General features: G+C 64.7%; 18 protein-coding genes, 1 tRNA gene and 3 pseudogenes. 8 read left to right on the plus strand and 14 right to left on the minus strand.

The features are described from left to right. Positions 1 to 86 precede the first annotated feature (86 nt). Both C446_RS03350 and C446_RS03355 read right to left on the minus strand, forming a co-directional pair. Entirely contained in the window at positions 87 to 677 is a 591-nt protein-coding gene (locus C446_RS03350; RefSeq protein WP_006671654.1) for a DNA-3-methyladenine glycosylase family protein, read from the minus strand. Positions 678 to 747: 70 nt separating this feature from the next. Further along, positions 748 to 2,613: an L-aspartate oxidase gene (locus tag C446_RS03355; RefSeq protein WP_049920004.1), complete on the minus strand. Its 1,866-nt coding sequence runs from the start codon at positions 2,611 to 2,613 to the stop codon at positions 748 to 750. Positions 2,614 to 2,761: 148 nt separating this feature from the next. Between C446_RS03355 and C446_RS03360 the strand changes: the two genes are divergently transcribed. Continuing rightward, on the plus strand, positions 2,762 to 3,283 hold the full coding sequence (locus C446_RS03360; protein ID WP_006671656.1) for a metal-dependent hydrolase: 522 nt from the start codon (positions 2,762 to 2,764) through the stop codon (positions 3,281 to 3,283). A gap of 323 nt (positions 3,284 to 3,606) precedes the next feature. Here the strand turns inward: C446_RS03360 and C446_RS03370 are convergent, their stop codons facing one another. From C446_RS03370 to C446_RS03390, 5 genes are all read right to left on the minus strand, one after another. Then, positions 3,607 to 6,156: a heavy metal translocating P-type ATPase gene (locus tag C446_RS03370; RefSeq protein WP_006671657.1), complete on the minus strand. Its 2,550-nt coding sequence runs from the start codon at positions 6,154 to 6,156 to the stop codon at positions 3,607 to 3,609. Positions 6,157 to 6,255: 99 nt separating this feature from the next. Next, positions 6,256 to 7,014 carry a helix-turn-helix domain-containing protein gene (locus C446_RS03375; RefSeq protein WP_006671658.1) on the minus strand — a complete coding sequence of 253 codons (759 nt, stop codon included), beginning with the start codon at positions 7,012 to 7,014 and terminating at the stop codon, positions 6,256 to 6,258. Between the two features lie 86 nt (positions 7,015 to 7,100). Continuing rightward, complete coding sequence (locus C446_RS03380; RefSeq protein ID WP_006671659.1) at positions 7,101 to 8,171, minus strand: glucose 1-dehydrogenase; 1,071 nt, start codon at positions 8,169 to 8,171, stop codon at positions 7,101 to 7,103. Positions 8,172 to 8,389: 218 nt separating this feature from the next. After that, positions 8,390 to 9,043: a bifunctional 4-hydroxy-2-oxoglutarate aldolase/2-dehydro-3-deoxy-phosphogluconate aldolase gene (locus C446_RS03385; protein WP_006671660.1), complete on the minus strand. Its 654-nt coding sequence runs from the start codon at positions 9,041 to 9,043 to the stop codon at positions 8,390 to 8,392. 155 nt (positions 9,044 to 9,198) lie between these two features. Further along, entirely contained in the window at positions 9,199 to 10,260 is a 1,062-nt protein-coding gene (locus C446_RS03390; protein WP_006671661.1) for a TrmB family transcriptional regulator, read from the minus strand. Between the two features lie 146 nt (positions 10,261 to 10,406). Here C446_RS03390 and C446_RS03395 point away from each other — a divergent pair, with 146 nt between their 5' ends. Further along, complete coding sequence (locus C446_RS03395; RefSeq protein WP_049920000.1) at positions 10,407 to 12,524, plus strand: hypothetical protein; 2,118 nt, start codon at positions 10,407 to 10,409, stop codon at positions 12,522 to 12,524. Positions 12,525 to 12,937: 413 nt separating this feature from the next. On the opposite strand, the gene C446_RS03400 is transcribed toward C446_RS03395, so the two are convergent. Continuing rightward, the gene (locus tag C446_RS03400; protein ID WP_006671663.1) at positions 12,938 to 15,079 is read right to left on the minus strand and encodes an alpha-amylase family glycosyl hydrolase; all 2,142 of its coding nucleotides are present in this window, start codon (positions 15,077 to 15,079) and stop codon (positions 12,938 to 12,940) included. Between the two features lie 121 nt (positions 15,080 to 15,200). Beyond that, the gene (locus C446_RS03405; protein ID WP_006671664.1) at positions 15,201 to 16,331 is read right to left on the minus strand and encodes an ABC transporter ATP-binding protein; all 1,131 of its coding nucleotides are present in this window, start codon (positions 16,329 to 16,331) and stop codon (positions 15,201 to 15,203) included. A gap of 184 nt (positions 16,332 to 16,515) precedes the next feature. Here C446_RS03405 and C446_RS03410 point away from each other — a divergent pair, with 184 nt between their 5' ends. Genes C446_RS03410 through C446_RS03420 form a run of 3 tightly spaced genes read left to right on the plus strand, consistent with a single transcriptional unit; the run spans position 16,516 to position 19,691 of the window. Then, positions 16,516 to 17,715, plus strand: coding sequence for an extracellular solute-binding protein (locus C446_RS03410; RefSeq protein WP_006671665.1), 1,200 nt, complete (start codon positions 16,516 to 16,518; stop codon positions 17,713 to 17,715). 25 nt (positions 17,716 to 17,740) lie between these two features. After that, the gene (locus tag C446_RS03415) at positions 17,741 to 18,778 is read left to right on the plus strand and encodes a carbohydrate ABC transporter permease (RefSeq protein ID WP_006671666.1); all 1,038 of its coding nucleotides are present in this window, start codon (positions 17,741 to 17,743) and stop codon (positions 18,776 to 18,778) included. Further along, on the plus strand, positions 18,771 to 19,691 hold the full coding sequence (locus C446_RS03420; RefSeq protein WP_006671667.1) for a sugar ABC transporter permease: 921 nt from the start codon (positions 18,771 to 18,773) through the stop codon (positions 19,689 to 19,691). The genes C446_RS03415 and C446_RS03420 overlap by 8 nt, the downstream gene beginning before the upstream one ends. A 138-nt stretch (positions 19,692 to 19,829) precedes the next feature. Here C446_RS03420 and C446_RS03425 read toward each other — a convergent pair. From C446_RS03425 to C446_RS03440, 4 genes and pseudogenes are all read right to left on the minus strand, one after another. Beyond that, positions 19,830 to 20,934, minus strand: a pseudogene (locus C446_RS03425) (mandelate racemase/muconate lactonizing enzyme family protein); the annotation flags it as partial. Continuing rightward, positions 20,867 to 21,184 (minus strand): annotated as a pseudogene (locus C446_RS20675) (hypothetical protein); the annotation flags it as partial. The pseudogenes C446_RS03425 and C446_RS20675, both read right to left, overlap by 68 nt. Before the next feature lie 456 nt (positions 21,185 to 21,640). Next, positions 21,641 to 23,032: an alanyl-tRNA editing protein gene (locus C446_RS03435; RefSeq protein ID WP_006671668.1), complete on the minus strand. Its 1,392-nt coding sequence runs from the start codon at positions 23,030 to 23,032 to the stop codon at positions 21,641 to 21,643. A 124-nt stretch (positions 23,033 to 23,156) separates the two neighbouring features. Continuing rightward, a complete protein-coding gene (locus C446_RS03440) occupies positions 23,157 to 23,708 on the minus strand; it encodes a helix-turn-helix domain-containing protein (RefSeq protein WP_006671669.1) in 552 nt (183 codons plus the stop codon). A 160-nt stretch (positions 23,709 to 23,868) separates the two neighbouring features. Between C446_RS03440 and C446_RS03445 the strand changes: the two genes are divergently transcribed. Next, positions 23,869 to 23,953: transfer RNA gene (locus C446_RS03445), tRNA-Leu, on the plus strand. A gap of 391 nt (positions 23,954 to 24,344) precedes the next feature. Next, entirely contained in the window at positions 24,345 to 24,908 is a 564-nt protein-coding gene (locus tag C446_RS03450) for a DUF420 domain-containing protein (RefSeq protein WP_006671670.1), read from the plus strand. Between the two features lie 18 nt (positions 24,909 to 24,926). On the opposite strand, the gene purF is transcribed toward C446_RS03450, so the two are convergent. Then, entirely contained in the window at positions 24,927 to 26,399 is a 1,473-nt protein-coding gene (gene purF, locus C446_RS03455; protein WP_006671671.1) for an amidophosphoribosyltransferase, read from the minus strand. 286 nt (positions 26,400 to 26,685) lie between these two features. Here purF and C446_RS03460 point away from each other — a divergent pair. Then, positions 26,686 to 26,997: pseudogene (locus tag C446_RS03460) on the plus strand (mandelate racemase/muconate lactonizing enzyme family protein); the annotation flags it as partial.

Here is a 26,997-nt window from a genome sequence, read left to right on the forward strand (position 1 = left end):
TCGAGGCCCCTCGGAGAAGTGACGCGTCTCGAGTGTGATCAGTATCGGTAGGGATGTGGTGTCGTCCCACCGTACAGTCCGCCGACCTAATCGGACTCGTACTCCGCCCAAATATATCGCGTCGCGACGCTGCGATAGGGTCGCCACTGTTGTGCGATCTCACGCATCTCCGCGCGGGGTAGCTCCTCGCCGTCGGCGTACAGTTGTTCGATACCCCGACGCACCGCTAGATCCCCCAGGGGAAGAATATCCGGGCGCTCGAGGACGAACAGGAGGTACATCCGGGCGGTCCACTCGCCGATGCCTTTGATCTCGGTGAGCTGGTCGATCACGTCATCGTTGGCGTAGTCGGCCAGTCCGGCTCGCGTGTAGTCGTGTTCCTGGAACGCCCGAGCAGCGTTTCGCATGTACTCGATCTTCCGTCCGGAAAGTCCCGCGTCCCGGAGCGCCTCGTCGTCCGCGGCGAGGACCGTCTCGGGGGTGACCTCGCCGTCGAGCACGTCGAACGTGCGTTCTCGAACGGCCATTGCACTCGCAGTGGAGAGTTGCTGGTTGATGATCGAAATGCAGAGCCGCTCGAACTCGTCCCAGTCCGGTTCGACGTAGGGATCGTGTCGGTCGATCAGGTCCGCCATCACCGGGTCCTCCCGGAGGACGGCGTGAGCCGCTTCGAACATTCGTCGTGTCCGGACACGGGACCGAAGGGGCATATGCGTCTCGGTCGCAGTCGAAGGGGACAGCGTCCGCCTACTCGAGGTGGTGGTAATCCAGCTCGTACCCCTCCTCGAGGGCGTCCTGGACGGCTGGGCTGGGTTCGCCGACGCCGCGTCGACGTGTCGAGAGTTCGCCGTCGTCGACCGAGACGACGAGGTTGACTCGCCACTCTTCGTCCACCTCGGGATGGTCGGTTCGGGAGTGTGCGCCGCGGGATTCGGTCCGTTCGAGGGCAGTCCGAAGCATCGTCTCGGCGACGGTGAGACTGACGGAGAGGTCGACGGCGAACTCGAACGACCGGGAGGTTCGGTCGCCGTCGACGCGCAGGTTCTCCGTCCGCTCCCGGAGCGCGTCGAGTTTCTCGAGGCCCTCTCGAAGCGTTTCCTCGTCTCGAAGAATGCCGGCGTGAGTCCACAGCAGTTCCCGGAGGTCCGCCAGCAGCGCCGTTGGAGTGACGTCACCGTCGGCCCCTGCAAGCGACTCGAGGGCACGGAACTCCCGCTCGGCGATGGCCCGCTGGTCGTCGGCCACGGCCGGATCGGCATCGTCGCTCTCGAGGATGTCTGCGACGTGCTCGCCGACGAGTTTCCCGATCGCGACGGTCTCGGCAAGCGAGTTGCCGCCCAGACGGTTCGCGCCGTGGACGCCGGCGACCGTTTCGCCGACGGCGTACAGTCCGTCGACGCCAGTCTCGCCGGTCCGGAAGTCGACGTCGACGCCCCCCATCGTGTAGTGGGCCGTCGGGGCGACTTCGATCGGCTCCTCGGTGATGTCGACGCCGAGCGACGCGAAGCGCTCGACCATCCGCGGGAGTCGCTCGCGGACGTAGTCGTCGTCGCGGTGGGAGATGTCGAGGTAGACGCCGCCGTGTTCGGTGCCGCGGCCGTCTTCGATCTCGCGGGCGATCGCACGGGCGACCACGTCGCGAGCGTCGAGTTCCATTTGATCGGGCGAATAGCGTTCCATGAACCGCTCGCCCTCGGTGTTGTAGAGTCGTCCCCCCTCGCCGCGGACCGCCTCCGTGACGAGTCGGCCGTCCCACTCCTCGCCGTAGCGTTCGCCGACCATCCCCGTCGGGTGGAACTGCACGAACTCGAGGTCCAGCAGGCTCGCGCCGGCCTCGAGGGCGAGTGCCTGCGCGTCGCCGTTGTTCTCGTCGTCCCGCGAAGAGTGGCGGTCGAAGACGGCGGAGAACCCACCGGCCGCGAGGACGACGTGGTTCGACCGGAACAGCAGCCCTCGGCCCGATTCCATGTCGAACCCGACGGCACCCGAGACCCGATCGCCATCCGAGAGCAGTCGCGTGATCATCACGTTCTCCCGGTAGGGAATCTCGAGTTCTTGGGCTCGATCGATTAGCGTCTCGAGCATGGCCTCGCCCGTCCGATCGCCGACGAAACACGTGCGCCGGTAGGACTGGGCACCGAAGTACCGCTGGTTGATCTTGCCGTCCGCTGTCCGGTCGAAGCCCATCCCCCACTCGTCGAGTTCACGGATGCGATCGGGCATGTGCTTTGCCGTCAGTTCGACGGCCTCCGGGTCGTTCAGGTGGTGGCCCTCGTTCAGCGTGTCCGCGGCGTGGATCGTCCAGTCGTCGTCCGGATCGAGCGAGCCCAGCGCGGCGTTGACCCCGCCGGCAGCCCACGTCGTGTGTGCGTCGCCGTGATCCCGCTTGCCGATCACCAGCGGGTCGACGCCCGATTCGGCGAGTTCGATAGCGACGCGGGCACCGGCCGCACCCGCGCCGATCACGAGCACCGGTGGAGTGACGACGCCGTACTCGAGGTCGTCGACTGGACCGTTCGCGTCGTCGAGCCTATCGGCGACCGCGGCGGCTCGAGTGTCGCTCGGCCGTCCCAGTTCGCGCGACCGGTCCGTCCCGGACGGTGGTGGTGTCATCAGTTTGAAGGAGGGAGCGAACACCTATACGTGTCTCCCCAAACCACGTCGATCGGGCGAGAAACTGTGTTTGAGTGGCTTTCGAGTTGATTTTTCGCTCTGCCGCTCCGGCCGGAAATTTAGGGCGATCGCCGCCGTAGAGTCGGCCGTGCAACCGATCGTTCACCCGGTGGTGGGATATCTCTGTTACGCGGTCTACGCCCGGTGGGCCGACGGCGAGCCGCCAGCATCGACCCCGGCAGCAGTAGCGATCGTCGCTGCCGCTTTCCCCGACCTGCTAGATCAACCGCTGTACCACGTGGGAGTGACGCCGGTCGGCCGAACGGTCGGTCACTCGTTGCTCTTTGCGATTCCCCTCGTCGCTATCGTGTGGCTCGTCGCTCGACGCCACGGACGGGAACGCCTCGGCGTCGCCGTCGCGATCGGATACGGGTCCCACATCGCGGCCGATGTCCCCTGGCACGTTCTGGCCGGCGACTACCACGAACTCGGCTTTCTCCTGTGGCCGGTCACGTACATGCCCGAGTACAGCGGCGTCAAACCGCTGGGGACGGTGCCCGGACTGGGGCTCGAGGCGACGACGCTGTGGCTCGAGGCAGTGATCTTCGTCGCTGGACTCGCGCTGTGGTGGCACGACGGGCGGCCAGGACTCGAACGAGTGCGACCGTGACAGGAACGATGATCGCGTTCGCCATCGTGGACTCCGCTTACGGAGGACTCGAGATTCCAACCCGACCGGTCCCGGTTCGGCTGGTGATCGTGTTACCCGCCGTTGGCGGGCCTACTCGTCGTCGTGACGAGACTCGTGAGAGGAACGTTCGGGATGGAGGGCTACCCGAACCGAGAACTGCTCGACCTCGTGGTCGGGACGGGATTGGTGCCCGGCACGGTGGCAGTCGAGTGATCGGCGTTCAAGGCGAGCCGGGAGACCGAGCCGAGCGGATTTGCAACCCGGTCGTACCGACCGATCCGTAGGAGTCGTCGCCGCTCGAGTTACTGCTCGATCTCGGCTATCGCTTCGGGTGTCTCCGGCTCGACGTTCGCGAGTCGCATCGCGTTGCCCATCACGCCCAGACTCATCCCCATGTCGCCGATGACGACCGCGTGGATCACCGTGACGATGCCAAACGGTGCGCCAACAGCGAGCACCGCCTTCACCGCGAGACTCGACCAGACGTTCTGCCGGATGACGCCGTTTGCCTTCCCCGAGAGTTCGTAGAGGTACGGCAGCCGGGTGAGATCGTCGCCCATCAACGCCACGTCGGCCGTCTCGAGTGCGGTGTCAGTTCCAGCGGCACCCATCGCGACGCCAACGGTGGCGGTCGCGAGGGCAGGGGCGTCGTTGATGCCGTCGCCGACCATGGCGACGTGGGCGTCGTCCTGGGAACTGTCCCCGTCGTCCTCGTTGTTCTCGAGTCGTCGAATCCACTCGAGTTTCTCCTCCGGCAGGAGTTCGGCGTGGTACTCGTCGATTCCGACCTCGTTCGCGATCGCTCGCGCGGTGCCCTCGTTGTCGCCAGTGAGCATCACGACGCGAACCCCCTGGTCTTGCAGTTGGGAGACGGCCCACTCGGCCTCGGGCCGAACGCGGTCGGCGACGGCGATCACGCCGAGTGGTCCGTCCTCGGAGCCGACGATCACGACCGTCTTCCCCTCGGCCTCGAGTTTCGGCACGACCTCAGAAAGGACGTCGAGACAGCCCGGTCGGTCGCATTGGGAGGCGGACTCGTCTCCCACAGACTCGAGTGTAACGCCACCGTCGGTCGTCACGTGGACGTGCTCGAGGTCCGCGAGCCCGTCGAACAGGTCCGGTTTGCCGACGTAGTGGGTCGTGCCGTCGATCTCCGCCCGGACGCCTTTGCCCGTGAGTGCCTCGAACTGCGAGACGTCGGCGTCGGGGTCGATCCCCTGTTCGTCCGCGTAGCCGACGATCGCCTGACCGATCGGGTGTTCGCTGCGTCGTTCGGCTGCACTCGCACGCCGGAGAACGTCGTCCTCGTCTGCCCCCTCGAGCCCGATTACGTCGGTCACCGAGAGGTCCCCCTCGGTCAACGTCCCCGTCTTGTCGACCGCGAGGACGTCGCTGTCGCCGACCGCCTCGAGGTGGCGTCCACCCTTGATGAGGACGCCGTTGCGTGCGGCGCTCGTGATCCCCGAGACGACGCTGACCGGCGTCGAGATGACCAGTGCGCAGGGACAGGAGATCACGAGCAGCGTCAGGCCGACGACGAACCAGTAGCTCCAGGACGCGCCGAAGGCAAGCGGCGGTACGACCGCAGCCGCGGCCGCGAGTACGACCACGATCGGCGTGTAGACGCTCGCGAAGCGGTCGATAAACTGCTCGCGTTCGGTCTTCTCGCGTTCGGCGTCCTCGACCATCCGGATGATCCGGGCGAGCGTCGAGTCGTCTCCTGCACTCTCGACTTCGACCTCGAGATAGCCCGATTCGGCGATCGTGCCGGCGTACACCTCGTCGCCCTCGGTTTTGTCTTCGGGGACGCTCTCGCCCGTGATCGGGGACTGATCGACCGCACTCTCGCCGTCGCGGACGATCCCGTCCGCGGGAATCTTCTCGCCCGGTCGGACGACGACCACGTCGCCGACGGCGAGCTCGTCCGCGGGGATCGTCTCCTCACCCCCGTCGCGTTTGACCGTCGCGGTGTCCGGCGAGAGATCCATCAGTTCCCGCAGCGAATCCCGGGCACGGTCCATCGAGAACCGCTCGAGAAGCTCCGCGACCGAGAACAACACGGCGAGCAACGCCCCCTCGAACGGATGGTGGGCCGCGACGGAGGCGACGATACCGATCGTCATCAGGAAGTCGATGTCCAGACTCCGATTTCGCGCCGAGTAGTACCCGTTGCGTAGGATCGGCGCTCCGGCGACCCCAGCGGCCACGATAAAGAGGAGCTGGGACAGGGCGTACTCGCGACCAGCGACCGTCCCCAGCAGCGGATCGATACCCGGGACGACGAACTCGAAGGTGACTCCGGCGGTCACGAGGACGGCACCGATCGCGGTGCCGACGGCCCTGCGACTCCGCCAGACCGCGCGCTTCTCGGAGAGGGGGTCGCCGTCGTCCGACACCGGTGTTGCGTCGTAGCCTGCGCTCTCGACGGCGTCGACGACGGTCGCCGCCTCGGTTCCGTCCGCGACCGACACCGTCACGCGACCGGACGTCGGCCGGGTCTCGATCCCGTCGACGCCCTCCAAGTCGCCGAGCGCGTTCTCGACTTTGCCGGCACAGGAGGGACAGTCCATCTCGGGGACCGACAGCGTGAGCTCGCCGCTTGCATCCTCGATCGTGTAGCCTGCTGCCCGGACACGCTCCCGAATCTCGGCGGGACCGGTGACCGTCGGATCGTAGTCGACGACCAGGCGGCCGCTCGTCACTCGTGGTTCGATCTCGTCGATGCCCTCGAGCGTCGCGACGCTTTTCCGGACTTTCTCCGCACAGGAGGGACAGTCCATCTCCGGCACTCGGAGCTCGAGCCGACGCTCGGCGCTCGAGTCCGGCGGTTCCGTTGGTGGCGACTTACTCATCACTCTCAGGTAGTCGCCGGACGATTATACGGGTTGTTTGGCGTGTGCCAACTCGAGAGTCGTCACGGACCGAGAAGAGCGTGGGCTAAGAACGGACGGCTACAGCCGGCTCGCCAGCTGTTCGATGGAGTCGTCCGCGTCGACGAACGCGGTCGCGAGCTCGGCCTCGGCACGGCGGAGCCGGTAGGACAGCGTCGATCGTGGCACTTCAAGTTGCTCGGCGAGTTCCGAGAGCTCGATTCGACGCGGCGTCTCGTAGTAGCCGTGGTCGACGGCTGCACGCACGGCCTCACGCTGTTCGTCCGGCAAGGTTCCGCTCGCCCCCGTGTCGTCCTCGTCGGAGCCGTATCCCGGCTCGAACTCGGTCAGCCTGAGCATCTCCATGCCCGTGCAGTCCCCGACCTCGTCGCCCAGAGCGTCGAAGAACTCGTGGACCGGCGCAGCGTCGTCGAGGACGATCCGCCAGCGGTAGCGCCGCCCCTCGCGGTAGGTCTCGAACAGCAGCCCCTCTCCCAACTGCTCGAGCGCGACGTGGGGGACCGAAGTACAAACGTCCGACCGCTTCCAGTAGGTGTAGACGACGAGTTCGCCGTTCGAGCGGTCGAGTACCTGCACGTCACAGCCGGTTCCACAGCCGTCGTTGACGAGGCAGTCGGCGAAGTAGTCGTCGTTCTCGTAGGCTCGCTCGAGAGCAGCAAGTGCCTGTGTGGACCCTTCGGCGTGGTCGACACGCCAGAGGCCGTCGTCGCTGACGTGACACGACAGCGACCGGATCGAGGCACCGGGGTACTCCGCGAGTACGTCGGCGACCGGGTTCGTTCCCGGCTCGTACTCCAGGGCGAAGACGAACTCTCTCATTACGTTCACGGAGGGGCGCGTCGGACAAACGTCTCCCGGTTCCGGCCTCGGTTCCGGCTTCGGTTCCCCGTCGGGTTCGTCGTCCGTTACAGCGTGCCGAACTCGACTGCCGTCTTCACGACCTCGTCGCCGGTTTCGAACGCGCGCTGGTACTCCTCGAGATCGTAGACGCCCGTGACGAGATCGTCGGTGAACGCCTCGGGCAACTGGCTGAGTGTGTCGACGGCCGTCTCGAACTGGCCGCGATGGGAGTTGACCGTCCCGACCAGTGCCTTGTTGTGGAGGACCATTTCACGATGGAGCTGGCCGCCGTCGACGTCGAACTCCCAGGGCTCGGGGACGCCAAGCAGCGCGCCGACGCCGTTGGGTGCGAGGGCCTGTACTGTCTCGACGGCGTGTTTCGCGTATCCAGTCGCCTCGTAGACGAAGTCGATCGGTTCGTAGGCTTCCGGTACGTCGGCCACCGGGGTCTCCCGCGAGTCGACGTAAGTCGCGCCGAGGTCCTCGATAATGTCGATCGTCGGGTCGGGGCGGTCTCGCCGGCCGAGACAGTACGTGCGCTCGAACTCGAACACTTCCTTGAGCATCGCGAGGGTGAGCAGGCCAAGGGAGCCGTTGCCAAGCACCAGTGCGGACTCCGGTTCCCAGTCGAACGCCGATCGGGAAGCAAACGCGTGTTCGAAGGCCTTCTCGGAGATGCTGACGGGCTCGACGAGAAAGCCCAACTCCGCGAGCTCTTCGGGGATCGGCACGAGGTACTCCGCGGGACTGGTGAAATACTCCGACATGAAGCCGTGTGCACCGACGATTCCGCGCTCGACGTACTCGCCTTCGGGAGCCATGTCGGGCTCGCCGGACTCGAAGTACTCGTTGGTGCCGTCGGCGGGTGGTCGCCGCACGGTCGGAACGACGAGTTGTCCCTCCGCCAGTTCGGTTCCGTTCGGGTCCTCGACGATCCCGACAGCTTCGTGACCGAGCACCAGCCGGTCGTCGCCCGCGGGAACCTTCCCGTGGTGACCCGCGATGACCTCGTGATCGGTGCCGTCGACGCCGACCCGCAGCGTTCGAACGAGCGCCTCGCCGGCGTCCGGTTCGGGGATCGGACGCTCGACGAGCGTCGGCTCGCCGGCACCGGGCTCGACTGCGATCGCTTTCATACCCGAATCAACGAACTGACGGACTAAAGAATTTACCCTATCAGTAGTAAATTGTAGAATCTCGCGATCGCTGACGCACTCCACTCACGGACGATCGGCTGACGGGGGACAGTTTCCACTCAGAAGTGAAGTGAAATGGAGGCGTGCGCTCGGCTAACGTCACCGTGACTCGACGCGGGTCGTCGACGGTCGAGACACGGCTCCCCGGCGGTCGGCGCTCACTCGCTTCGCGCTTCCTCGACCGCCTCGACGAACGCCGCGGCCGTCTCCCGTACCTGCGCCATGTCGCCCTCGGCGATCGCCTCGTCGTCGACGATCGCGCCGCCTGCACCGACGGCCATCGCGCCCGCCTCGAGGTAGTCGGCCGCGTTGTCGGTCGAGATTCCGCCGGTCGGGATCACGTCGACGTCCCCGAGTGGCCCCTTGATCGCGCCGATGTGGCCCGGCCCGACGGTCGAGGCGGGGAACAGCTTGAGAACGTCGGCACCGGCTTCCATCGCGGTCACGGCCTCCGTCGGGGTCATGATTCCCGGCGCGGCGAGTACGCCGTGGCGGTTACAGGTGCGAACGACCTCGACCTCGAGGTGGGGTGAGACGACGAACTCCGCGCCCGCGTCGATTACCGACTCCGCGGTGGCGGCGTCTAGCACTGTCCCGGCTCCGACCACTGCGTCCGTGTCGGCGAGTTCGCGCGACACGGCGGCCATCTTCTCGCGGGCGAAATCGCCGTCGGCCGTAATCTCGATGGCTGCGACACCACCCTCGTGGATCGCTCGAGCGACGGGAACGATCTCGTCTTCGTCGACCCCGCGCAGGACGGCGACGGTTCCGCCCTCGGCGATACGGTCACGAACGTCACGTGTGTCACTCATGGGTCCCCTCGCGAACCGTTGGTTGCGACGCGGTGGAACCGTTCTCGACCGCTACCGGTGACTGGAAGTCTGCTCGGTCGAATCATCACGCTCGACGTTCTCTCGCTCGCGGCATGAAGTTTACTCACTGCAAAGTAAAGGAAACCGACAGTCGGCTACCTCTCGAGGCGACGGAGCGTCACCGCCTCGGCCTCGAAGTCCTCGAGGAACGCCCCGCTTCCTCCGATACTGTACCGGTCACCGTCGACGTCGATCTCGAAGGCGTTCTCGATCGGGACGGACGAAGTGACGGGCCGGACCAGACTCTGTCGGACGTCGACGACCTCGCCCGAGAGTTTCGTCGGGCGGTCCCGGTCGCCGACCGGCGAGCCCTCCACGGTCGCTTCGAGGCGGGTGTCGTCTCCGTGGTGGAGTGCGATCTGGAAGACGGCGTTGCGAAAGCCTCCGTAGGTACTCGGCAACGGCGAGGGGGAGGTGACGTGTCGCTCTTCGGCGGTCGGCCAGTAGTTCGCCAGAAACGAGCCGGCGAGGACGGGGGCGAGCTGTCCCTGAGAGAGGGAGATCGCTCGCGTATCGCTCGTCGAACTCGTGAGGATCTGACTCGGGGCGAGCAGGCCGTGTCGTCTGTCGACCGTCAACATCGTCGGAACGAGGGCGTCCCAGGTCCGGACCGTACTCGCGGTGCCGGCAAGCGACGCCGGGTCGATCTCGCTTCCGTCGGCAGTCCCGACGAGTAACAACACCAGCACGTCCCGGTCGGTAGTTTCCTCGAGCGTCGATCGGATACGGGGAAGAACCGTCGCGGGAACCGACAGTGTCACCTCGTGTTCGGCCATCGCGAGCAGTTCTTCGATGCGCTTGAGCACCGTCTGCCGGGATTTGATGACCTCGAACTGCTCGCCGCTGCGCTCGGTTCGTGTGTAGCGGGACTGCAGTTCCGGCTCCATCTCCTCGACGCTACGAGTGAGTCGCTGAACGACCGTCTCGGGTTCCACCGGTCGGATTACTGTCGGGACCGCGTGGTCGTTGACTTCGACGAACCCCCGTTCTTCGAGCTCTTCGCTGATGCTGTAGACGTACCGCTTGGAGACGTCGGCAGCGTCCGCGATCGTGCTCGCTTTCGATTCACCGTGATCCAGAATCGCGAGGTACGTATCGATCTCCTTCTCGGAGAGGCCGAAGCGCTCGAGCAGTTCGGCGAGGCCGTCAGCATCCATGAGTAGTCAGTATTTCACGAATTGTGTCGCCGGCTGAAAAAGATTCGCGCTCGCCTCGAACGAATTCGGTCGACGGAACCGATGTGAAAAGTGGGAATACATTTTACAACAAATTTTAGACGGTGGGGGTCGTACCGGACGATACGATGAACCTTCACAGTGCCCTGAACGACGTCAAACGGTCGCGGGGCGACTCTCGTCGGTTCCCCGGCGAGCGGCGGTCGACGGCGGGCCTGTTCTCGGGGCTCGACGATCGGCTCGTCCACGTCGCCCCCGACGGGTCGGTCAGGGATTACTCCTATCCGCTGTCGGGGCTGGTCGGCATCGAACAGTCCCGGTTCGGGCTCGAACTCGAGGGCGGCGATGGGGACGATGTCGACTGGCTCGAGGGCGGCGAGCAGCGCTACGTCGGCGACACTGCGGTCGTCGAGACCACGCACCAACTAGACGTCGGCACGCTCGTCCAGTACGACGTGACGATCGGGCGGCTACATCTCACCCACTTCGAACTCGAACTCGAGCACGAACTCGAGCGCGAACGCAAACGCGAGAACGCGGACGACGACCGCGCGCACCCGTCGATTCACGCCTGTCTCGGCTTCGCTCCCGAGGGACGGGTCGGTAGAACCGGCCAGCTCCGTCACGACGATGCCGTCGAGATATATCACGACCGGGAGCGGGATTTCGTCGCGGCCTCGACCCCGCTCGAGGTCGACGGCCAGATTCCCCCGAACTTCGAGGAGTTGCTCGACGACGAGCCCGTCGAACTCCCACGACCCGACGCGGACGGTCGTTACGAGGAGACCTCGCTCAGCCCGATCGCGATGCTTGAGGTCGCGCTGACCGGGGAGCGACCGAGCGCGACGATCGCAACCCTGCTGACCGGCCCCACGGACGGCGACCGGCCCGACGCCCTCGAGCGAGTTCGGGCCGGCGTCGCCGACCATGCCGACCGAACCGCCGTACTCGAGGCCGGGCGGTCGCAGGCACGACAGCGTTTCCAAGGGGCGGACGGCGAGAGCGACGAGAGTGCGCTCGGCGGGACCGTTCACGACCTGCGTCCCCTCTGTCTCCTGCGTGGGCCGAACGGCTCACGGATCGCCGGCCCCGAGTTCGACCCCTTCTTCCGGTACTCCGGGGGCTACGGCTACACCTGGTTCCGCGACGACGCCGAGATCGCCGCGTTCCTGCTCGCCGCCGATCGGCGTGCCGACCTCGGTCTCGAGGAGTGGCACCGTCGTAGCGCGCAGTTTTACGTCGAGACACAACTCGAGGACGGTACCTGGCCCCACCGCGTCTGGCCCCACAACGGCGAGATCGCGCCCGGCTGGGCACACGGGCGACTCGAGGCCGGCACCGACGGCGTCGACTATCAGGCCGACCAGACTGCAAGCGTCGCGGCGTACCTCGCGACCTATCTGCGGCTCGTCGACGACGAGGACGACGACGTTCGATCCGCACTCGTCGCCGCCCTCGACGGACTCGACGACACTCTCGGGGACGATGGGCTCCCGGAACGCGTTCAGAACGCCTGGGAGAACATGACCGGGCGCTTTACCCACACTGCCGCGACCTACCTCGAGGCCTACGCGGCGATCGCCCGCGCGCCGATCGACGACGAACGCCGCGAGCGAGCGGCCGATCGCGCCCGCGAGGTCTACGAGGGGCTGGACCTGCTGTGGGCTCCCGACCGGGAGTGTTACGGCCTGCGACTCGACGACGGCGATCTCGACGATCGTCTCGACGGAAGCACCTTCGCGCTCGCGAGTGCGCACCTCGAGTACGACGCCGTCGCCGATCTCGATGTCGACGAGAACCGCCTCTCGCGGCTGGTCTCCCACTTCGAGACGGCGATCGATGGCCTCTATCGTGATCCCGACGGCCCGATCGAGGGGCTGGCCCGATTCGAGGACGACCCCTGGCGCGTTCGTGACCAGGGCGAACCGAAAATCTGGACGGTGACTACCGCCTGGGGTGCTCACGCGGCTGCCGAACTGAGCACGCTGCTGGCCGACCACGACCACGACGGTGCCGACGAGTTCGATGACCGTGCACGCGGGCTGCTCGCGCTCGTCGAACCGGGCGGCACGCTGCGCCGTGCCGGCGAGTACCTGCCGGAACAGCTGTTCGACGACGGGACGGCTGACAGCGCGACGCCGCTTGGTTGGCCCCACGCGCTCCGACTGGCGACGGCGACCGCACTCGAGGAAGCGGACAGGTCCGACGTCGATGCGGCTGCTGACGAGCCGGCGGCACAGGACTGATTTTCGCTCTCGTTCTCACTCTCACTTTCATCTCTCCGTTCGTGACACCGCCAGCAGCGACTGTCAGTGCCACGTGAGACACGAGTCAGCGACTAGTATCGCCTCACGGTTGCGATCGTCATAGTTACTCCGTCACTTCTACCCTCGGCTTCCACAAAAGACACGACAGAACCGACTTCCGGAGTCTCTCCAGAACGGTGGTGTGTGCCGCCGCTCCGTTCCCGAACGGCCGATCGTTCGCAGTTACAGCGAGAACAGCGCGAACGCCCACGAGTGAACTCGTGGGATGAAACGCGTACGCTCGAGTGGCAGGCTCCCCGTAGGGTGGCCTGCCGAGGTCGGGCAAGCCCAGCGTGTCTCGCCCGGGAGCCACACTGACTTCAGAACATCGACAGCCGACCGGCGAACTGCCGTTAGCCGTCGTCTGCAACCGCCAGGACCGCTGCGTCCTCGACCTCGAGGGCGGTGCCGCCGTCGACGCGCTCGAGGTTTCGATCCTCGCCGGTCACGAGATCCGTCGGCTCGAGGCCGCGGTCGACGCGAACCCGTTCCGACCCGGGGCCGAAGTTCAGGACGACGGCGACCGTCTCGTCGTCGTGTTCGCTTTCCCGAGCGTACGCAACGACGGTGTCGGCGTTCGCTTCGTACTCGAGGTCGACGAGTGCTCCGCGTGACAGCGCCGACGATTCGTGGCGGGCGGCGACGAGTCGTCGGTGGAACGTCGTCGCCTCGCCGTCGCCCTCCCAGGGCATCAACTGTCGATACTCGGTTGCGCCGCGTTCCTGCCCGTAGTAGATCATCGGCACGCCCGGCAGCGTGAGGACTGCCGTCACTGCAGCCCGCTGGGCGTCCGGGCCGCACTCCTCGAGATAGCGCGTCTCGTCGTGGTTCTCGACGTAGCGCATATGCAGTGACCACTCCGGGAACCCTTCACGACGGGGTGCGCGGGCGGCCTCGAGGACGGCGTCGGCCGGCCGGTCGCCGTTGCCCACGTCACGGAGCGCGTAGTACAGCGTCGTGTCGTAGTGGACGTCGAACTCGGATTCGGCGTACTCCGGCTCTCGGGGAACGGTCTCGTCGAGCAGGAGGAACTCCGGATCACGGGACTTGACCCGCTCGTAAATCTCCTTCCAGTAGCCGTGTGGAACGCCCCAGGCGACGTCACAACGGAAGCCGTCGACGACGTCGACCCACTCGTCGACGACCTCGAGGAAGAACGACCGGACGGCAAGCGAGTCGTAGTTGACGTTCGGAATGCCACGCCAGTTGAAGTAGTACTGGGCGATTTCGGTCTCGCCGTCCGGTGTCGTCCGTGCCGGCGGCGCGTACTCCTCACGGGGGTTCTCGGACCCGATCTCGGGAGCGAGGTCGTCGGCGTCGACGCCGGTCTCCTCGAGGTCCTCCCAGACGTACCAGTCCTCGTACCCGGGAACACAGGCCCCACTCATGTCGAAGGCAGCGTGCTCCCGTGCGGTGTGGTTGATCACCAGGTCGAAGACCACACGAATGTCGTGCTCGTGACAGCGGTCGACGAACGACTCGAACTCCTCGCGCGTCCCCAGGTCCGAGGCGGTGTCGAAGTAGTCGGTAATGTGGTAGCCGTGTGTCGTCGGGCTCTCGAGGACGGGCGTCAGCCAGAGACAGTCGACACCCAGCGACTCGAGGTAGGGGACCCGGCGCTCGAGCGATTCGAACGTTTCCTCGTCGGTGAACGAACGAACGAAGATTTCGTAGACGACGGCGTCGCGGGCCCACGCCGGCGGGTCGTTTCGCCGCTCGACGCGTCCGTCGGGGGAGACGAGCACACAGTCGGCGACGCTGTGGCGCTCCCCGACGGCGACGGCGTGGAGCCGCACGGGTTCCTCGAGGTCGGTGACCAGTACGCGAGCCTCGTGGCCGTCGATCTCGAGGTCGTCGTCGGTCAACTCGTCGCGGTCGTCGACGTAGAACTCGACGGCGAGGTCCGTTGCGTCGTACTCGCTGTCCGTGCCCGGCGTCGCGTCGGCCGTGACCGTCGTCTCGCTGCCGTCGACTGCTTTCTCCGGCCCCTCGAGGAAGACTCGCGGTTTGCCGGGGCCGGGGACCTCGAGTTCTTCCCAGACGGCGTTCTCGAAGTCCTCTCCCGCGATGTAGCCGTAGCGGTGAGTTCCGGGTTGACATTCGAGTTCGTAGCTGTAGACACCGTCCTCGAGCGTCGGGTGTTCCCGGTCGAAGAGGTGTTCGTTGAACGGCCCCATGAGCGAGACCTCTTCGGGATCGTGATCGGGGAGGCGGTCGCGCTCGAGGTCGAAACTCGCCGAGCGGCGGACGTCCGGGAACGCACGGACGCGCTGTTCGAACCGTCCGCTCGGAGCCTCGAGGGCGAGCCGATAGAGTCCGGGCTGGTCCGGCTCGAACTCCCAGACGGCTTCCTCCGGTGCGGTGGCGGCACTCCCATCAGGGGCATCGACGACGGCCCATTCGTAGATCGACGCACGTTCCGGATCCGGCTCTCGCGGAGCCAGTTCGACCGATTCGCCGACGGCGCAGAAACGCGGCGGGCCCGGCTGTTGCATACGGGGCCGAACGTCGGCGCTCGCTTTATTGTTTATGGATGAAGAACTATTACACCATGGTTAGGACGATGCGAGAAGAGACGACGGGACGAACGGCGTCCCCGAAACACAGCGCGGTCGCTTACGGCGTCGGGGTCGAAATCGCTTTGCTCTCGTGGAGCAGCGAGTCGCCGGTCTCCTCGTCGAAGAGGCGAACGTTCTTGTCCTCGAACGTGATCGTGACGCGTTCGTCCGGCTCGGGCTTGAAGTCGGCGGGGACGCGAGCCATGAAGTCGTCCACGTCGCTGCCGAGATCGAGGTAGAGGTAGTTGTCGCTGCCGACCGGTTCGACGACCTTGACGGTCGTTTCGATTCCGTCGCCGTCGGCCGGGAAGACGTGTTCCGGCCGGATGCCGACGATCACGGAGTCGCCCCGTTCGATCGGGAGCTGGCTCGAGTACTCCGAGGAGAGCGGGTAGCGGAACCCGTCGTCGTCGTGCAACACGAGCTGGTTGCCGGCCTCTTCGACGCCCACGTGGACGAAGTTCATCGACGGAGACCCGATGAATCCTCCGACGAACCGGTTGGCCGGCTCGTTGTAGACGGTGTTTGGCGCGCCGACCTGCTGGAGCTTGCCGTCTTTGAGGATGACGATCTTGTCGCCCATCGTCATCGCTTCCTCCTGGTCGTGTGTGACGTAGACGGCAGTGATGTCCAACTCCTCCTGTAGCCGCTGAATCTCGGCGCGCATGGTCGTCCGGAGCTTGGCGTCGAGATTGCTGAGTGGCTCGTCGAACAGGAACACGTCGGGCTCGCGGACGATCGCTCGTCCGAGCGCGACCCGCTGTTTCTGTCCCCCGGAGAGCTCGTCCGGCTTGTCCTCCAAGAGCTCGTCGATATCCATCATCTCGGCGGTTTCGACGACGCGTTCCTCGCGCTCTTGCTCGCTCATGTCGGTGCTCATTCGGAGCCCGAACGCCATGTTCTCGTAGACGGTCTTGTGGGGGTACAGCGCGTAGTTCTGGAAGACCATCGCGACGTCGCGGTTCTTCGCGTGTACGTCCGTGACATCTTTCCCACCGATCTCGATCGTTCCGGAGGTCGGCTTCTCGAGGCCCGCCAGCATTCGAAGCGTCGTCGTCTTTCCACAGCCCGACGGCCCCACGACGGTGACGAACTCACCGTCTTCGATCTCGAGGTCCAGGTCGTCGACCGCGACGACCCGTCCTACGTCGTACTCCTTGCGGAGGGAGTCTATGGTGACCCGTGCCATTTGGCAGCAGTTCGTCCCGATAACATAAAATCTTTCCCAAAAACGTCAATTAGGGATGTAATATTTCACCACACGTTCTAGGCGTAACTTCGAAATACGTCATTTTCCGTATGAGTAGGGGCGAGAGCGCTCAACCCTAACGATTAAATATATGAAGACATAATTCGTAACTACTTTCATGCCAATGCAACGCAGGAAGCTCCTGGCGGGGATCGGTGGGATGGCTACGCTAACCGTCGCCGGTTGTCTCGGCGGCGACGGCGACGAGGGGACGACTCTCTGGCACGACTTCACCGACTCGGAAGAGGCGGACCTCGAGGACCACGTCGCAGCGTTCAACGAGGGTCGTGAGAACGAGATCGGTGTCCAACAGGTGCCGGAGATCGTCGACCAGCTCGACACGGCGATTCCGTCCGGTGAGGGGCCTGAGACGTTCGCGTGGGCCCACGACTGGGTCGGAACGTACTACGACCGCGACTTCGTGTACGACGCGTCAGACGACCTCTCGATCGACCTCGACGAGACGTTCACGAGCGCGGCGGCCGACGCCGCACGCTGGGAGGGTGGCGTCTACGGCATCCCGTATGCTTCCGAGACGACGACGCTGATGTGCAACGAGGAGATGGTCGACGAGCCACCGGAGACGCTCGACGAGATGGTCGAGATCATGGAGGAGTACCACAACCCCGAAGAGGGAATGTACGGCCTCTCCTGTCCGCCCGCTGACCCGTACTTCATCAGTTCGTTCGTCCAGGCGTTCGGCGGTCGGTTCTTCGACTCGGAGACTGAGGACACTCACATCGACGAGGACGAGTTCATCGAGGGCGTCGAACTGCTCGAAGAGAACCTCTGGCCGTACGTGCCGGCTGACCCGGAGTACGACGTCCAGATTCCGGTCTTCGCCGACGGTAACGCACCGTTCGCGATCAACGGACCCTGGGAGGTCGACGGCTTCCGTGAGTCGGGCGTCGACGTTACCGTCACCTCTATGCCCGATATCGAGGGCGGCGATCCGACGCCCTACACCGGAGTTCAGCTCTGGTACTTCACCAGCAATCTCCAGGACGCACCCGAAGAGGAAGTCGAGACGGCCGTCGAGTGGGCCGAGTGGCACGCCACCAACGAGGACGCGATCCTCACGAACGCCGAGAACCACGGGTTCATTCCGGTTCATCAGGACTACGCCGACGACGACGATCTCGGTGACGATGTCGCCGCGTTCGCCGAAACCGTTTCCATGGGCGTCCAGATGCCCGCTCACGATCGCATGGACCAGGTCTGGAACCCGGTCGAGGACGGCCTCGAGCAGGTGTTCAACGACCAGGAGACCCCCCGCGACGCGATGGAAGCGGCAGCCGAAGAGATACGGGATCGCTGGGACTAATCACGGTTCGGTCGTCTAACTTACCATGTCCACGTCATTCTTCGAGCGCGTCACGGAACGCGGTCAGCAGCGGCTTCCCGCTTCTTTGCGGGATCGTGACTGGCTCGCGTTCGTTCTGGTCGCGCCCGGCATCGTCCTGTTCCTCTCGTTCATGCTGTTCCCGATCGCGTTCCTGATTTACCTCTCCTTTACGGACGCGACCCACACCGGGACAGTTATCGGGGGTGAAGCGAACTTCATCGGATTCGACAACTACATCTCGCTGTTTACCGACTCCCAGTTTTGGAACTCACTGGGCGTTACCTGGCTGTTCCTGACGGTGAGCGTGGTCGCCAAGATAATCGTCGGGATCGCCATCGCGATGATCCTCACGCACGCTCGCGTCCGTGGAAAACGCTACATGCGAGCGCTGGTAATCGTCCCGCTCGGGTTCCCGGAAATTTTCTCCATCACCGTCTGGCGGGGAATGTTCAGCAGCGCGCGGTTCGGGCCGTTCAACGAAATCCTCTCGATGTACAACTCCGCCGTGACGAGCCTCGTCGGCGTGATCGATTCGGTAATCTTCTTCGCCGCAGTCTCTGCACCGGAGTTCCTGCTTGCCGACGTTCCGATCGCGTGGTTCGGGAGCCGCTGGAGTACCTTCGCCTCCTACGTGACGACCGAAGTCTGGCTGGCGTACCCGTTCATGGTGATCATCATCGTCAGCGCCCTACAGGACGTACCCAAGGAACTCCACGACGCCGCCAAGGTCGACGGTGCGGGCTACTTCCATCGGTTCCGTCACGTGACGTTGCCGGCGATCAAGCGACCGACGATGTTCGCCTCGATTCTCACCGCGGCAGCCTCGTTCCAGCAGTTCCTGGTCCCGTGGGTGTTCAACCGCGGGGGGCCGGCCCGTGACAACGAGCTGATCCTCGTCTACGGGTTCCGCGAAGCGATCGAGCTCAACGAGTACGCGCTCTCCTCGGCGATCATGGTCACGGCGCTTGCGTTCGTTGGTATGTTCATGTGGCTGGCAGTGAAGAAAGGCGACCTCGCCGACGGGGTGGGTAACGATGATTGACGACCTCAAAACGACGATCAAGCAGGTTCGAACGGGACGACGAAGCGTCGCCGACGTCGGGAAGACGATCGCCGGTAGCGCGGGCGCGGTCGCGCTAGTGCTCGTCGTGATGTTCCCGGTGTATTGGATCATCTCCGCCTCGTTCTCACAGGGTACTGCCCTGCTGAGTTCCGAGGGGCTGTTTGCCGATCCCTCGACGTACAACCTGGACGCCTACCGCTGGGTGCTGTTCGAGTCGGACTTCTTCTGGGAAGACGGCGAGTTCGGTCAACCCGGCGCGGTGTTCAACAGCCTAATCGTCGTCTTCGTAACGGTCAGCGTCTCACTGTCGGTCATCATCCCCGGTGCGTACGCACTCTCGAGGCGGAAGTTCCGCGGCCGTGAGAAGATACTCTACGGCTACGTGCTGTTCACCCAGGTCGGCGCTGGGCTGTCGATCGCGACGCTGGTCGCGCTGTATGCCCTGTTCGTCAACCTCGGACTGAGCAACAACCTGCTCGTACTCGGGTTGTTCTACGCCGCGGGCGCGATTCCGTTCAACACCTGGTTGTTGAAGACGTTCATGGACAACATCCCCATCTCCTACGAGGAAGCGGCGATCGTCGACGGCGCGAGCCAGTGGCAGGTCATCCGCGAGGTCATTCTGCCGCTCTCGAAGCCAGGTATCGCCGTCGTCCTGATCTTCACGTTCCTCGCGGGATGGAACGAGTTCATCATCGCACAGACGCTGTTGCAACCGGAGAACTACACGCTATCTGTCGAACTCTACGCGCTCGCTACCGACGAGTACCAGACGCCGTGGACCGAGTTCGCGGCCTTCGCGATCCTGTTCGCGCTCCCGGTCGCGATCATCTACTTCGCGGCCCAGAACTACGTCGAGAGCGGGCTCTCGTTCGGCGGCATGGAAGGCTAACTCTCCTCCCGTTCTCGCCGTTCTTGCCGCTCGCGTCTGGACGCTTCCTGTGTGGCTGAACAGTCGAACAGTGAAAACCCGAGTTTCGGACTCGACACGGCGAAGCCCTCGAACACCGAACGCTGCCGACTCGAGAGGTTAGGCTTCGTCGAAGAGTTCCTCACCATCGACCATCTGCTCCTCGACGACATCCATATCGAGCGTCACCCCCAGACCCGGCTCCTCCGGCACCTCGATGTAGCCGTCCTCGATGACGTCCTCTTCGACGAGGTCTTCCCACCACTCGAGTTCGTAGGAGTGAAACTCCACTGCGAGCACGTTCGAAATCGCAGCACCCACGTGTGCGCTCCCCATCGTCGCGACGGGCGAAGCGACGTTGTGCATCGCCACGGGGACGTAGTAGAGGTCGGCGAGGTCGGCGATCTTGCGGGTCTCGCGCATGCCACCGACTTTCGGCATGTCCGGCGCGATGATGTCTACCGCCTGCTCCTCGAGCAGTCGGCGCTGGCCGTGGGTACGGTAGACGTTCTCGCCGACGGCGACTGGTGTCGCGGTCCGTTTGGTGATTTCGCGTTGCACGTCGTGGTTCTCCGGCGGCACCGGGTCCTCGAGCCACCAGACGTCGTACTCCTCGAGCCGTTGTGCCAGTCGCTTCGCGCTTTCACCGGCGAACGACCAGTGGCAGTCGAAGGCAACGTCGGCTCTAGAACCGACACGCTGTGTGACCGCCTCGACGATCGAGGCTTTGTGCTCGATCTCGGGTTCGCGCAAGTGGCGGTTCGCGCGGTCTTTCTCGTGGCCGGACGGAACGTCNGTGCTCGATCTCGGGTTCGCGCAAGTGGCGGTTCGCGCGGTCTTTCTCGTGGCCGGACGGAACGTCGAGGTCGAATTTGAGGGCGTCGTACCCGAGTTTCTCGACGACGCGTTCGGCTTCGTCCGCGCAGGCAATGGGGGCTGCTTCCTCTTCGGTGTGACAGTCACAGTAGACACGGACCTCGTCGCGGTACTTCCCACCGAGCAACTGGTACGCCGGCACCTCGAGGATCTTGCCTGCGAGATCGTGTAACGCGACTTCGATGCCGGAGATGGCGGTGACGGTGACGCCGCCGATCGAACCCTCGCCGGACATCTTCTGGACGAGGTGTTCGGTAAGTCGGTCGATATCGAGCGGGTTCTCACCCCGGAGGAACGGTGCCATCCGCTCGATCAGTTCCGGTGCACCAGCACCCCAGTAGGCTTCGCCNGTGTAACGCGACTTCGATGCCGGAGATGGCGGTGACGGTGACGCCGCCGATCGAACCCTCGCCGGACATCTTCTGGACGAGGTGTTCGGTAAGTCGATCCAGATCGAGCGGGTTCTCGCCACGAAGGAACGGTGCCATCCGTTCGATCAGTTCCGGCGCACCGGCACCCCAGTAGGCTTCGCCGGTACCGACGAAACCGGCGTCAGTGTAGACCCGAACGAGCGTCCACGGGAAGTTGCCATCGACCATCGTCGTCTGGACGNGCACCCCAGTAGGCTTCGCCGGTACCGACGAAACCGGCGTCAGTGTAGACCCGAACGAGCGTCCACGGGAAGTTGCCATCGACCATCGTCGTCTGGACGTCCGTGATTTCGACGTCACGGCCGCCACCACGCTCGCGGGAGACGTTCATCGCCTCCGCCGACAGGTCCCGCATCGTGTACTCCGCGTTCGGATCTCGGAGCTTCGAGTAATCGACGCTCATGGGCTCCCCTTCACCGGGGGCGCAAGAATAGGTTACACCGGCGAATGAACGCCGTCGATACAGTGCCGGTCCAGTTCTCGTCCAACGCCGACGCCACGGGTCACGGACCGATAAACGAACGAAACAGTTTAGTATCGGTAACAGTCACTACCGGTTGCTGTCGGTCATGCCTGTACGGACACCCCCATGTTACCGTCCACGATGCGACAGCACCCCGATCCTTACTCGATGTAGCGCCTGAGTTCCTCGGGCGCGGCATCGAATCCTCCGCCTTGCGCCACTCGATCGGAGCCACCGCCACCGCCGCCGAACTCGGAGCCGAGTTCGTCGAGAACGGCTGTGGCCGATGTCGTCGCCGAGTCGGCCGCACCGGCGACCGCGAACGTGGCGTCGTCACCGCCGACCGCGACGACGATGTCCACGCCCGTTTCGGCCTCAACCGCGCCGGCGACCGGAGCGTCCGGCTCCGAACTCGAATTCACACGCTCTCGAACCCCCTCACTGACTGCGTCGATCGGCAGGTCACCGACCGTCGCCGTGAGCCAGGTTTCCCCGTCGCGATCGAACGTCGACACGTCCCCTCCTGCGAGCCGTGCCGCGGCGAGCGCCTGCTCCCGCCCCGCAAGTCGGTCCGCGAGGTCGTCTCTCTCGTCGACGACTCGAGACAGCTCCTCGGAGACGCCGTCGATCGTCGCATCGAGCGTCCGTTTCGCGTCCAGTGCCGCCCGCTTTTCGGCGGTCCGGCGGTCGATCGCCGACGGCCCGACCGCGAACTCGATCCGCGTAAGTCCTTCTCCAGGATTAGCGCGACCAAGCAGCGTCACCGGTCCGATCTCCCGCGTGTTTCGAACGTGGGTACCGCCGCAAGCGGCGACATCCCAGACTCCGTCCGAAAGCGCCAGCCCCGAGCCATCGCCCATCGTCTGGTCGTCGCCGGCGCTGCTCGAGGTGACCACTTTCGGCCCCGTACCGTTGGTTCCGAAGCCGCTCGAACGACCTCCGTTCCCCCCGTTTCCGTTGTCGTCTTTGCCACCGATCGTAACGAGCCTGACACGGCCCTTCTCGAACGCGCCGTCCTCGGTCGCCTCGTTGAACGCGACGTCGTCGCGCTTGCGGGCCTGTGCGACCGGAACGTCGTCCCAGGAAACCGGCCGGGACTCCCAGACGGCACGGTTTACGAGTTCGTCGAGTTCGACCACCGTCTCGTCGTCGATCGTCGTGCTCGTCTCGAGGTCGACCCGGACCTTCTCCTCGCCGATATCGAACCCGCCGTACCCGAGATCATCGAGCAGACGTCGCCCGGCACCGTAGAGGACGTGACTGGCCGTGTGTGCGCGCATGCAGTACATTCGAAACGACCAGTCGATCGAGCAGAGTACGCGCGTGCCGGCGCGAAACGACGGCTCCTCCGCGAGGACGTGGACTGGCTCGCCGTCGACGAGGTGAACGTCGACGACTTCGGCGTCACCGATGCGGCCGCGATCGGCCGGTTGCCCGCCGCTCTCAGCGTAGAAGTAGCTTCGCTCGAGCCAGACGCGCGTACCGTCGATCGCCGTCACTTCGGTCTCGAACCGGGTCGCGTACGGTTCCGCTGCCGCCAGTTGCCCGCTCATCGGTTTCACTGTGACGGCCGACAGTAAAAGTCTGCCCGCCGATGGTGGTTTCGATAGCAACACCAATAGAAGTAGCAATACCGACACCGTTGCCGGAGTCGCAGTCGACGAGTCGTCCGCTCCTTTACTCCGACAGCGTCACGTCTAGACGCTCCTCGAGGGCCTCGATCAACCCGCCTCCGATTCCGGCCTGCGTAGCCCGCCCCTGTTCGACCGCGAGCAGGTCCGTCTCGGGAACCTCGAGTTCGTCGGCAAGCTCTTCTCGCTGGAGGCCAGCGTCCTGTCGCGCCTCGACGGCTTTTTCGCCGTAGTCCGAGACGAGATACGGCAGCGGATCGTCGTCGTAGTTCGTCCCCTCTTTCTCCCAGTGTTCGGAGTCACCGTCCCAGACGGGATTGGCTTTCGCGACGTTCTGGGCCGCTTTCTGCTTGCGGTTCGGCTCGTCCGTGTCGCCGGAACCGCCCGAACTGCTCGAGCCCGATTGCGAGCCGGACCCGGAGCGCGAGCGGGAACTCGACTCGGTCCGCTTCTGGTCGTCGTGTGGTGCACAGTTCGGACACACCTCCAGTTCCGCGCCGGCAACCGACGCGAGTTCGAGGGAGTCACTCTCCGCACCGCAGAGTTCACAGTTCGTCCCACCGCCGCCGGAGGACGAACCCGTCGAGTATTTGGCCATGGTCTAGTTAGGCAACTGCGCCATTTCAACCTTTACAGGCGGCGGCCAGTCGGTCGTCGTCATCCGTCCCGTGTGACCTCTTCGCAGGCCCCGTCGGAAAGGAAAGTGCTTTATAATCACACTGGATACGAATGAGTGCGGAAAGACGGAACGACTGCGAGCGTGGGTAGCCAAGCCAGGCCAACGGCGCAGCGTTGAGGGCGCTGTCCCGTAGGGGTCCGCCGGTTCGAATCCGGTCCCACGCATCGCACACGCGGTCAACGACCGCGAACCGCGAGGCGACCCCGGAACCAACGGTTCCGGTGTCCGCCGAGCACGACGATGCAGGTGATCTCCCTTCGTGGACATCACCCACGCACAATTCCTTCGAAGAACTACACCGAGTAGCGACGGGTCTCACCGGAAGTCCTGTCGAGGCCCGTCGACGAACGAACGGCAGTACTGCTTCCTGTCTCGACCGTTGTCAGGAGACGACTGGCATGCGGTATCCAGCAAACGACTCCGACAGCAGATGCTATGGACCCATGGGTCCGACGCGATAGTCGAGAGCGCGACCGTCTGGCTACTCGTCTTCGAGCTATCACGTGGTTCGTCCGGGACAGAAACCGATTTCCCCTCCCAGTCGAACGTCAAAATATGGAATACGTCCCCCGAGAACGCGTCCGGACGCTGACGGCCGTCCTGAGTGTCGTTTCGCTGGCGGTCGTCTTCGCGGCCGCCGGCGGTCGAATTCCCCAGTCGACGGTGCCGGCCGCGCCCCAGTGGGTGCTCGATCTGATCCCGCACGTAAACGTCGCGATCAGCGCAGCCGCGATCGGCACGATTACGGTCGGCTGGCGGGCGATCCGTCGGGGTAACGTCGACAGACACCGTCTCGCGATGCTCGCATCGTTCTCCCTGTTCGTGGCCTTTCTCGTCCTCTATCTCTACCGACTCGTCGCGACCGGCGGCCCACAGCCGTTTCCGGGACCAGACGCCGTCTACCAGTTCGTCTACCTGCCGCTACTCGCGATCCACATCTTCCTCGCGGTGGTCTGTATCCCGTTTCTCTACTACGTGCTGTTGCTGGCGTTCTCCCATCCCATCGACGAACTCCGCCGGACGGCTCACGCCCGGTTCGGTCGCATCGCCGCGAGCCTGTGGTTGATCTCCTTTGCGCTCGGAATCGTCGTCTACGTCCTGTTACACGTCGTCTACTGACGACGGGCGAGTCGAGAACTAGTCGTCGGCCGCCATCGTCGGCCCCTCGAGGTCGGGCCGGCTGACGTCCCGGTCGGTCTCCTCGCCCTCGATGTCGTAGGGGTACTCGCCGGTCACACAGCCCAGACAGAGGTCGATCCGGTCCTTGCCGAGCACCGCTGCGACGGCGTCGGTCGAGAGGTACGCGAGACTATCTGCGTCGATGGCTTCGCGTATCTCCGCGACGCTTTTGTCGGCGGCGATCAGTTCCTCGCGGGTTGCCATATCGATCCCCATATAACACGGCGCGGCGATCTCGGGCGCACCGATGCGCATGTGGACCTCCTCCGCGCCGCAGTCTTTGAGGAGTTGGACGAGTTGTGTCGAGGTCGTCCCACGGACGATGGAGTCGTCGATGAGGGTTACGGTCTTGCCCTCGACCGTGGACTTGATCGGATTGAGCTTCAGTCGGACGGCACGTTCGCGCTCGTCCTGGGTCGGCATGATGAACGTTCGGCCGACGTACCGGTTTTTCATCAGTCCCTCGGCGAACTCGACGCCGTCGTCGTCTTCTGCACGAGGCTCACCGTCTGCGGTCGTCTCGCCGGCTGCGTCGGCATAGCCCGAGGCGAACGCCCGACCGGAGTCGGGCACCGGCATCACGACGTCGGTTTCGACGCCACTTTCGTCCCAGAGCTTTCGGCCGAGGTTTCGGCGAGCTTCGTAGACCAGCGTCTCGTCGATGACACTGTCCGGGCGGGCGAAGTAAACGTGTTCGAAGAAACAGTGGGCCGTGTTCTCGTGTTCGACCAGCTGGTAGGAGTCGAACCCGTCGCCGTCCTCGTCTAGCACGATCAACTCGCCTGGTTTGACATCTCGGACGAGTTCGCCGTCCAGGGTATCGATCGCCGCCGACTCCGAGGCGAGGATGTAGCCGTCCTCGAGTTTCCCGATACAGAGCGGGCGGTTCCCCTGTGGGTCCCGAACCCCGAGGACGGTGTCGTCGTGGCTGATCGTCAGCGCGTAGGAACCGTGAATCCGACCCATCGTTCGCTTGACCGCGCGCACGAGGTCCTCCTCGAGCAGGTTGCGCGCGAGGTCGTGGGCGATGACCTCGGTATCGCCATCGCTGGTGAAGGCGTGGCCGACGGCGGCGAGTTCCTCGCGGATCTCCGCGGCGTTGACGAGGTTGCCGTTGTGTGAGAGCCCGAGCGAGCCGCTCTTGAACGAGACGGAGAACGGCTGGGCACAGGAGGTATCGACGGAGCCGGCGGTCGGGTACCGGACGTGTCCGATCCCGGCCGAACCGGCTAACCCGTCGAGGTCGTCCTCGCCGAAGGCGTCGCCCACGAGTCCCATCTCGACGTGGCTGTGCTGTTGGAAACCATCGTGGGTGACGATCCCCGCGGACTCCTGTCCACGGTGCTGAAGCGCATAGAGCGCGTAGTACAACGGTCTCGCCGCCGATCGACCGTCCAGTGAGACGCCGACGACGCCGCACTTTTCGGTCATCCCTGTTCGCCGGGGGAGCTCGCCCCGCCCATCAGTCATGGTCGTCCGTAGCGTCTCGAGTGGATAAAAATCCCCGTGTTTGTGCTTCCAATGCCTGCTCCCGAACACAGGTTTATACATTATCGTGGATATCTCTATGCGTCGATCCAGACGCGGTCATACACCGTGTGACTGCCGACTCGAGTGATGCCGAACGGCGGGCCGACGGATTCGTCCATTCGGGCTCGAGTCCCCGGGGCGGCTCGTGATGGAAACTATTACTTCCGTTGCGAGTAATGATTTTCTCATGGGAGTCGACTACACGGATCTTCGCGATCCGAACGCGGAGTACACGATGCGGGACCTGTCGGCGGAGACGATGAACGTCACCCGCGAGCGTGGTGGTGGCCGTGACGTCGAGATCACGGACGTCCAGACGACGATGGTCGACGGCAACTTCCCGTGGACGCTCGTCCGAATCTACACTGACGCCGGTATCGTCGGTACCGGCGAAGCCTACTGGGGTGCTGGTGCACCGGAACTGATCGAGCGGATGGCACCGTTCCTCCGGGGTGAGAACCCGCTCGATATCGACCGACTTACCGAACACCTCGTCCAG

Origin of the sequence: Halobiforma nitratireducens JCM 10879 (assembly GCF_000337895.1) — an archaeon.
In the GTDB taxonomy this organism is placed as follows: Archaea; Halobacteriota; Halobacteria; order Halobacteriales; family Natrialbaceae; genus Natronobacterium; species Natronobacterium nitratireducens.

What these genes read in the sequence shown, in the direction of transcription:
- C446_RS03385 (WP_006671660.1), bottom strand. Translation starts at nt 9,043, where the DNA reads ATGAGTGACACACGTGACGTTCGTGACCGTATCGCCGAGGGCGGAACC.
- C446_RS03350 (WP_006671654.1), bottom strand. Translation starts at nt 677, where the DNA reads ATGTTCGAAGCGGCTCACGCCGTCCTCCGGGAGGACCCGGTGATGGCG.
- C446_RS03400 (WP_006671663.1), bottom strand. Translation starts at nt 15,079, where the DNA reads ATGCAACAGCCGGGCCCGCCGCGTTTCTGCGCCGTCGGCGAATCGGTC.
- C446_RS03395 (WP_049920000.1), top strand. Translation starts at nt 10,407, where the DNA reads ATGAACCTTCACAGTGCCCTGAACGACGTCAAACGGTCGCGGGGCGAC.
- purF (WP_006671671.1), bottom strand. Translation starts at nt 26,399, where the DNA reads ATGACCGAAAAGTGCGGCGTCGTCGGCGTCTCACTGGACGGTCGATCG.
- C446_RS03375 (WP_006671658.1), bottom strand. Translation starts at nt 7,014, where the DNA reads ATGAGAGAGTTCGTCTTCGCCCTGGAGTACGAGCCGGGAACGAACCCG.
- C446_RS03410 (WP_006671665.1), top strand. Translation starts at nt 16,516, where the DNA reads ATGCAACGCAGGAAGCTCCTGGCGGGGATCGGTGGGATGGCTACGCTA.
- C446_RS03390 (WP_006671661.1), bottom strand. Translation starts at nt 10,260, where the DNA reads ATGGATGCTGACGGCCTCGCCGAACTGCTCGAGCGCTTCGGCCTCTCC.
- C446_RS03415 (WP_006671666.1), top strand. Translation starts at nt 17,741, where the DNA reads ATGTCCACGTCATTCTTCGAGCGCGTCACGGAACGCGGTCAGCAGCGG.
- C446_RS03355 (WP_049920004.1), bottom strand. Translation starts at nt 2,613, where the DNA reads ATGACACCACCACCGTCCGGGACGGACCGGTCGCGCGAACTGGGACGG.
- C446_RS03420 (WP_006671667.1), top strand. Translation starts at nt 18,771, where the DNA reads ATGATTGACGACCTCAAAACGACGATCAAGCAGGTTCGAACGGGACGA.
- C446_RS03405 (WP_006671664.1), bottom strand. Translation starts at nt 16,331, where the DNA reads ATGGCACGGGTCACCATAGACTCCCTCCGCAAGGAGTACGACGTAGGA.
- C446_RS03435 (WP_006671668.1), bottom strand. Translation starts at nt 23,032, where the DNA reads ATGAGCGGGCAACTGGCGGCAGCGGAACCGTACGCGACCCGGTTCGAG.
- C446_RS03450 (WP_006671670.1), top strand. Translation starts at nt 24,345, where the DNA reads ATGGAATACGTCCCCCGAGAACGCGTCCGGACGCTGACGGCCGTCCTG.
- C446_RS03440 (WP_006671669.1), bottom strand. Translation starts at nt 23,708, where the DNA reads ATGGCCAAATACTCGACGGGTTCGTCCTCCGGCGGCGGTGGGACGAAC.
- C446_RS03380 (WP_006671659.1), bottom strand. Translation starts at nt 8,171, where the DNA reads ATGAAAGCGATCGCAGTCGAGCCCGGTGCCGGCGAGCCGACGCTCGTC.
- C446_RS03370 (WP_006671657.1), bottom strand. Translation starts at nt 6,156, where the DNA reads ATGAGTAAGTCGCCACCAACGGAACCGCCGGACTCGAGCGCCGAGCGT.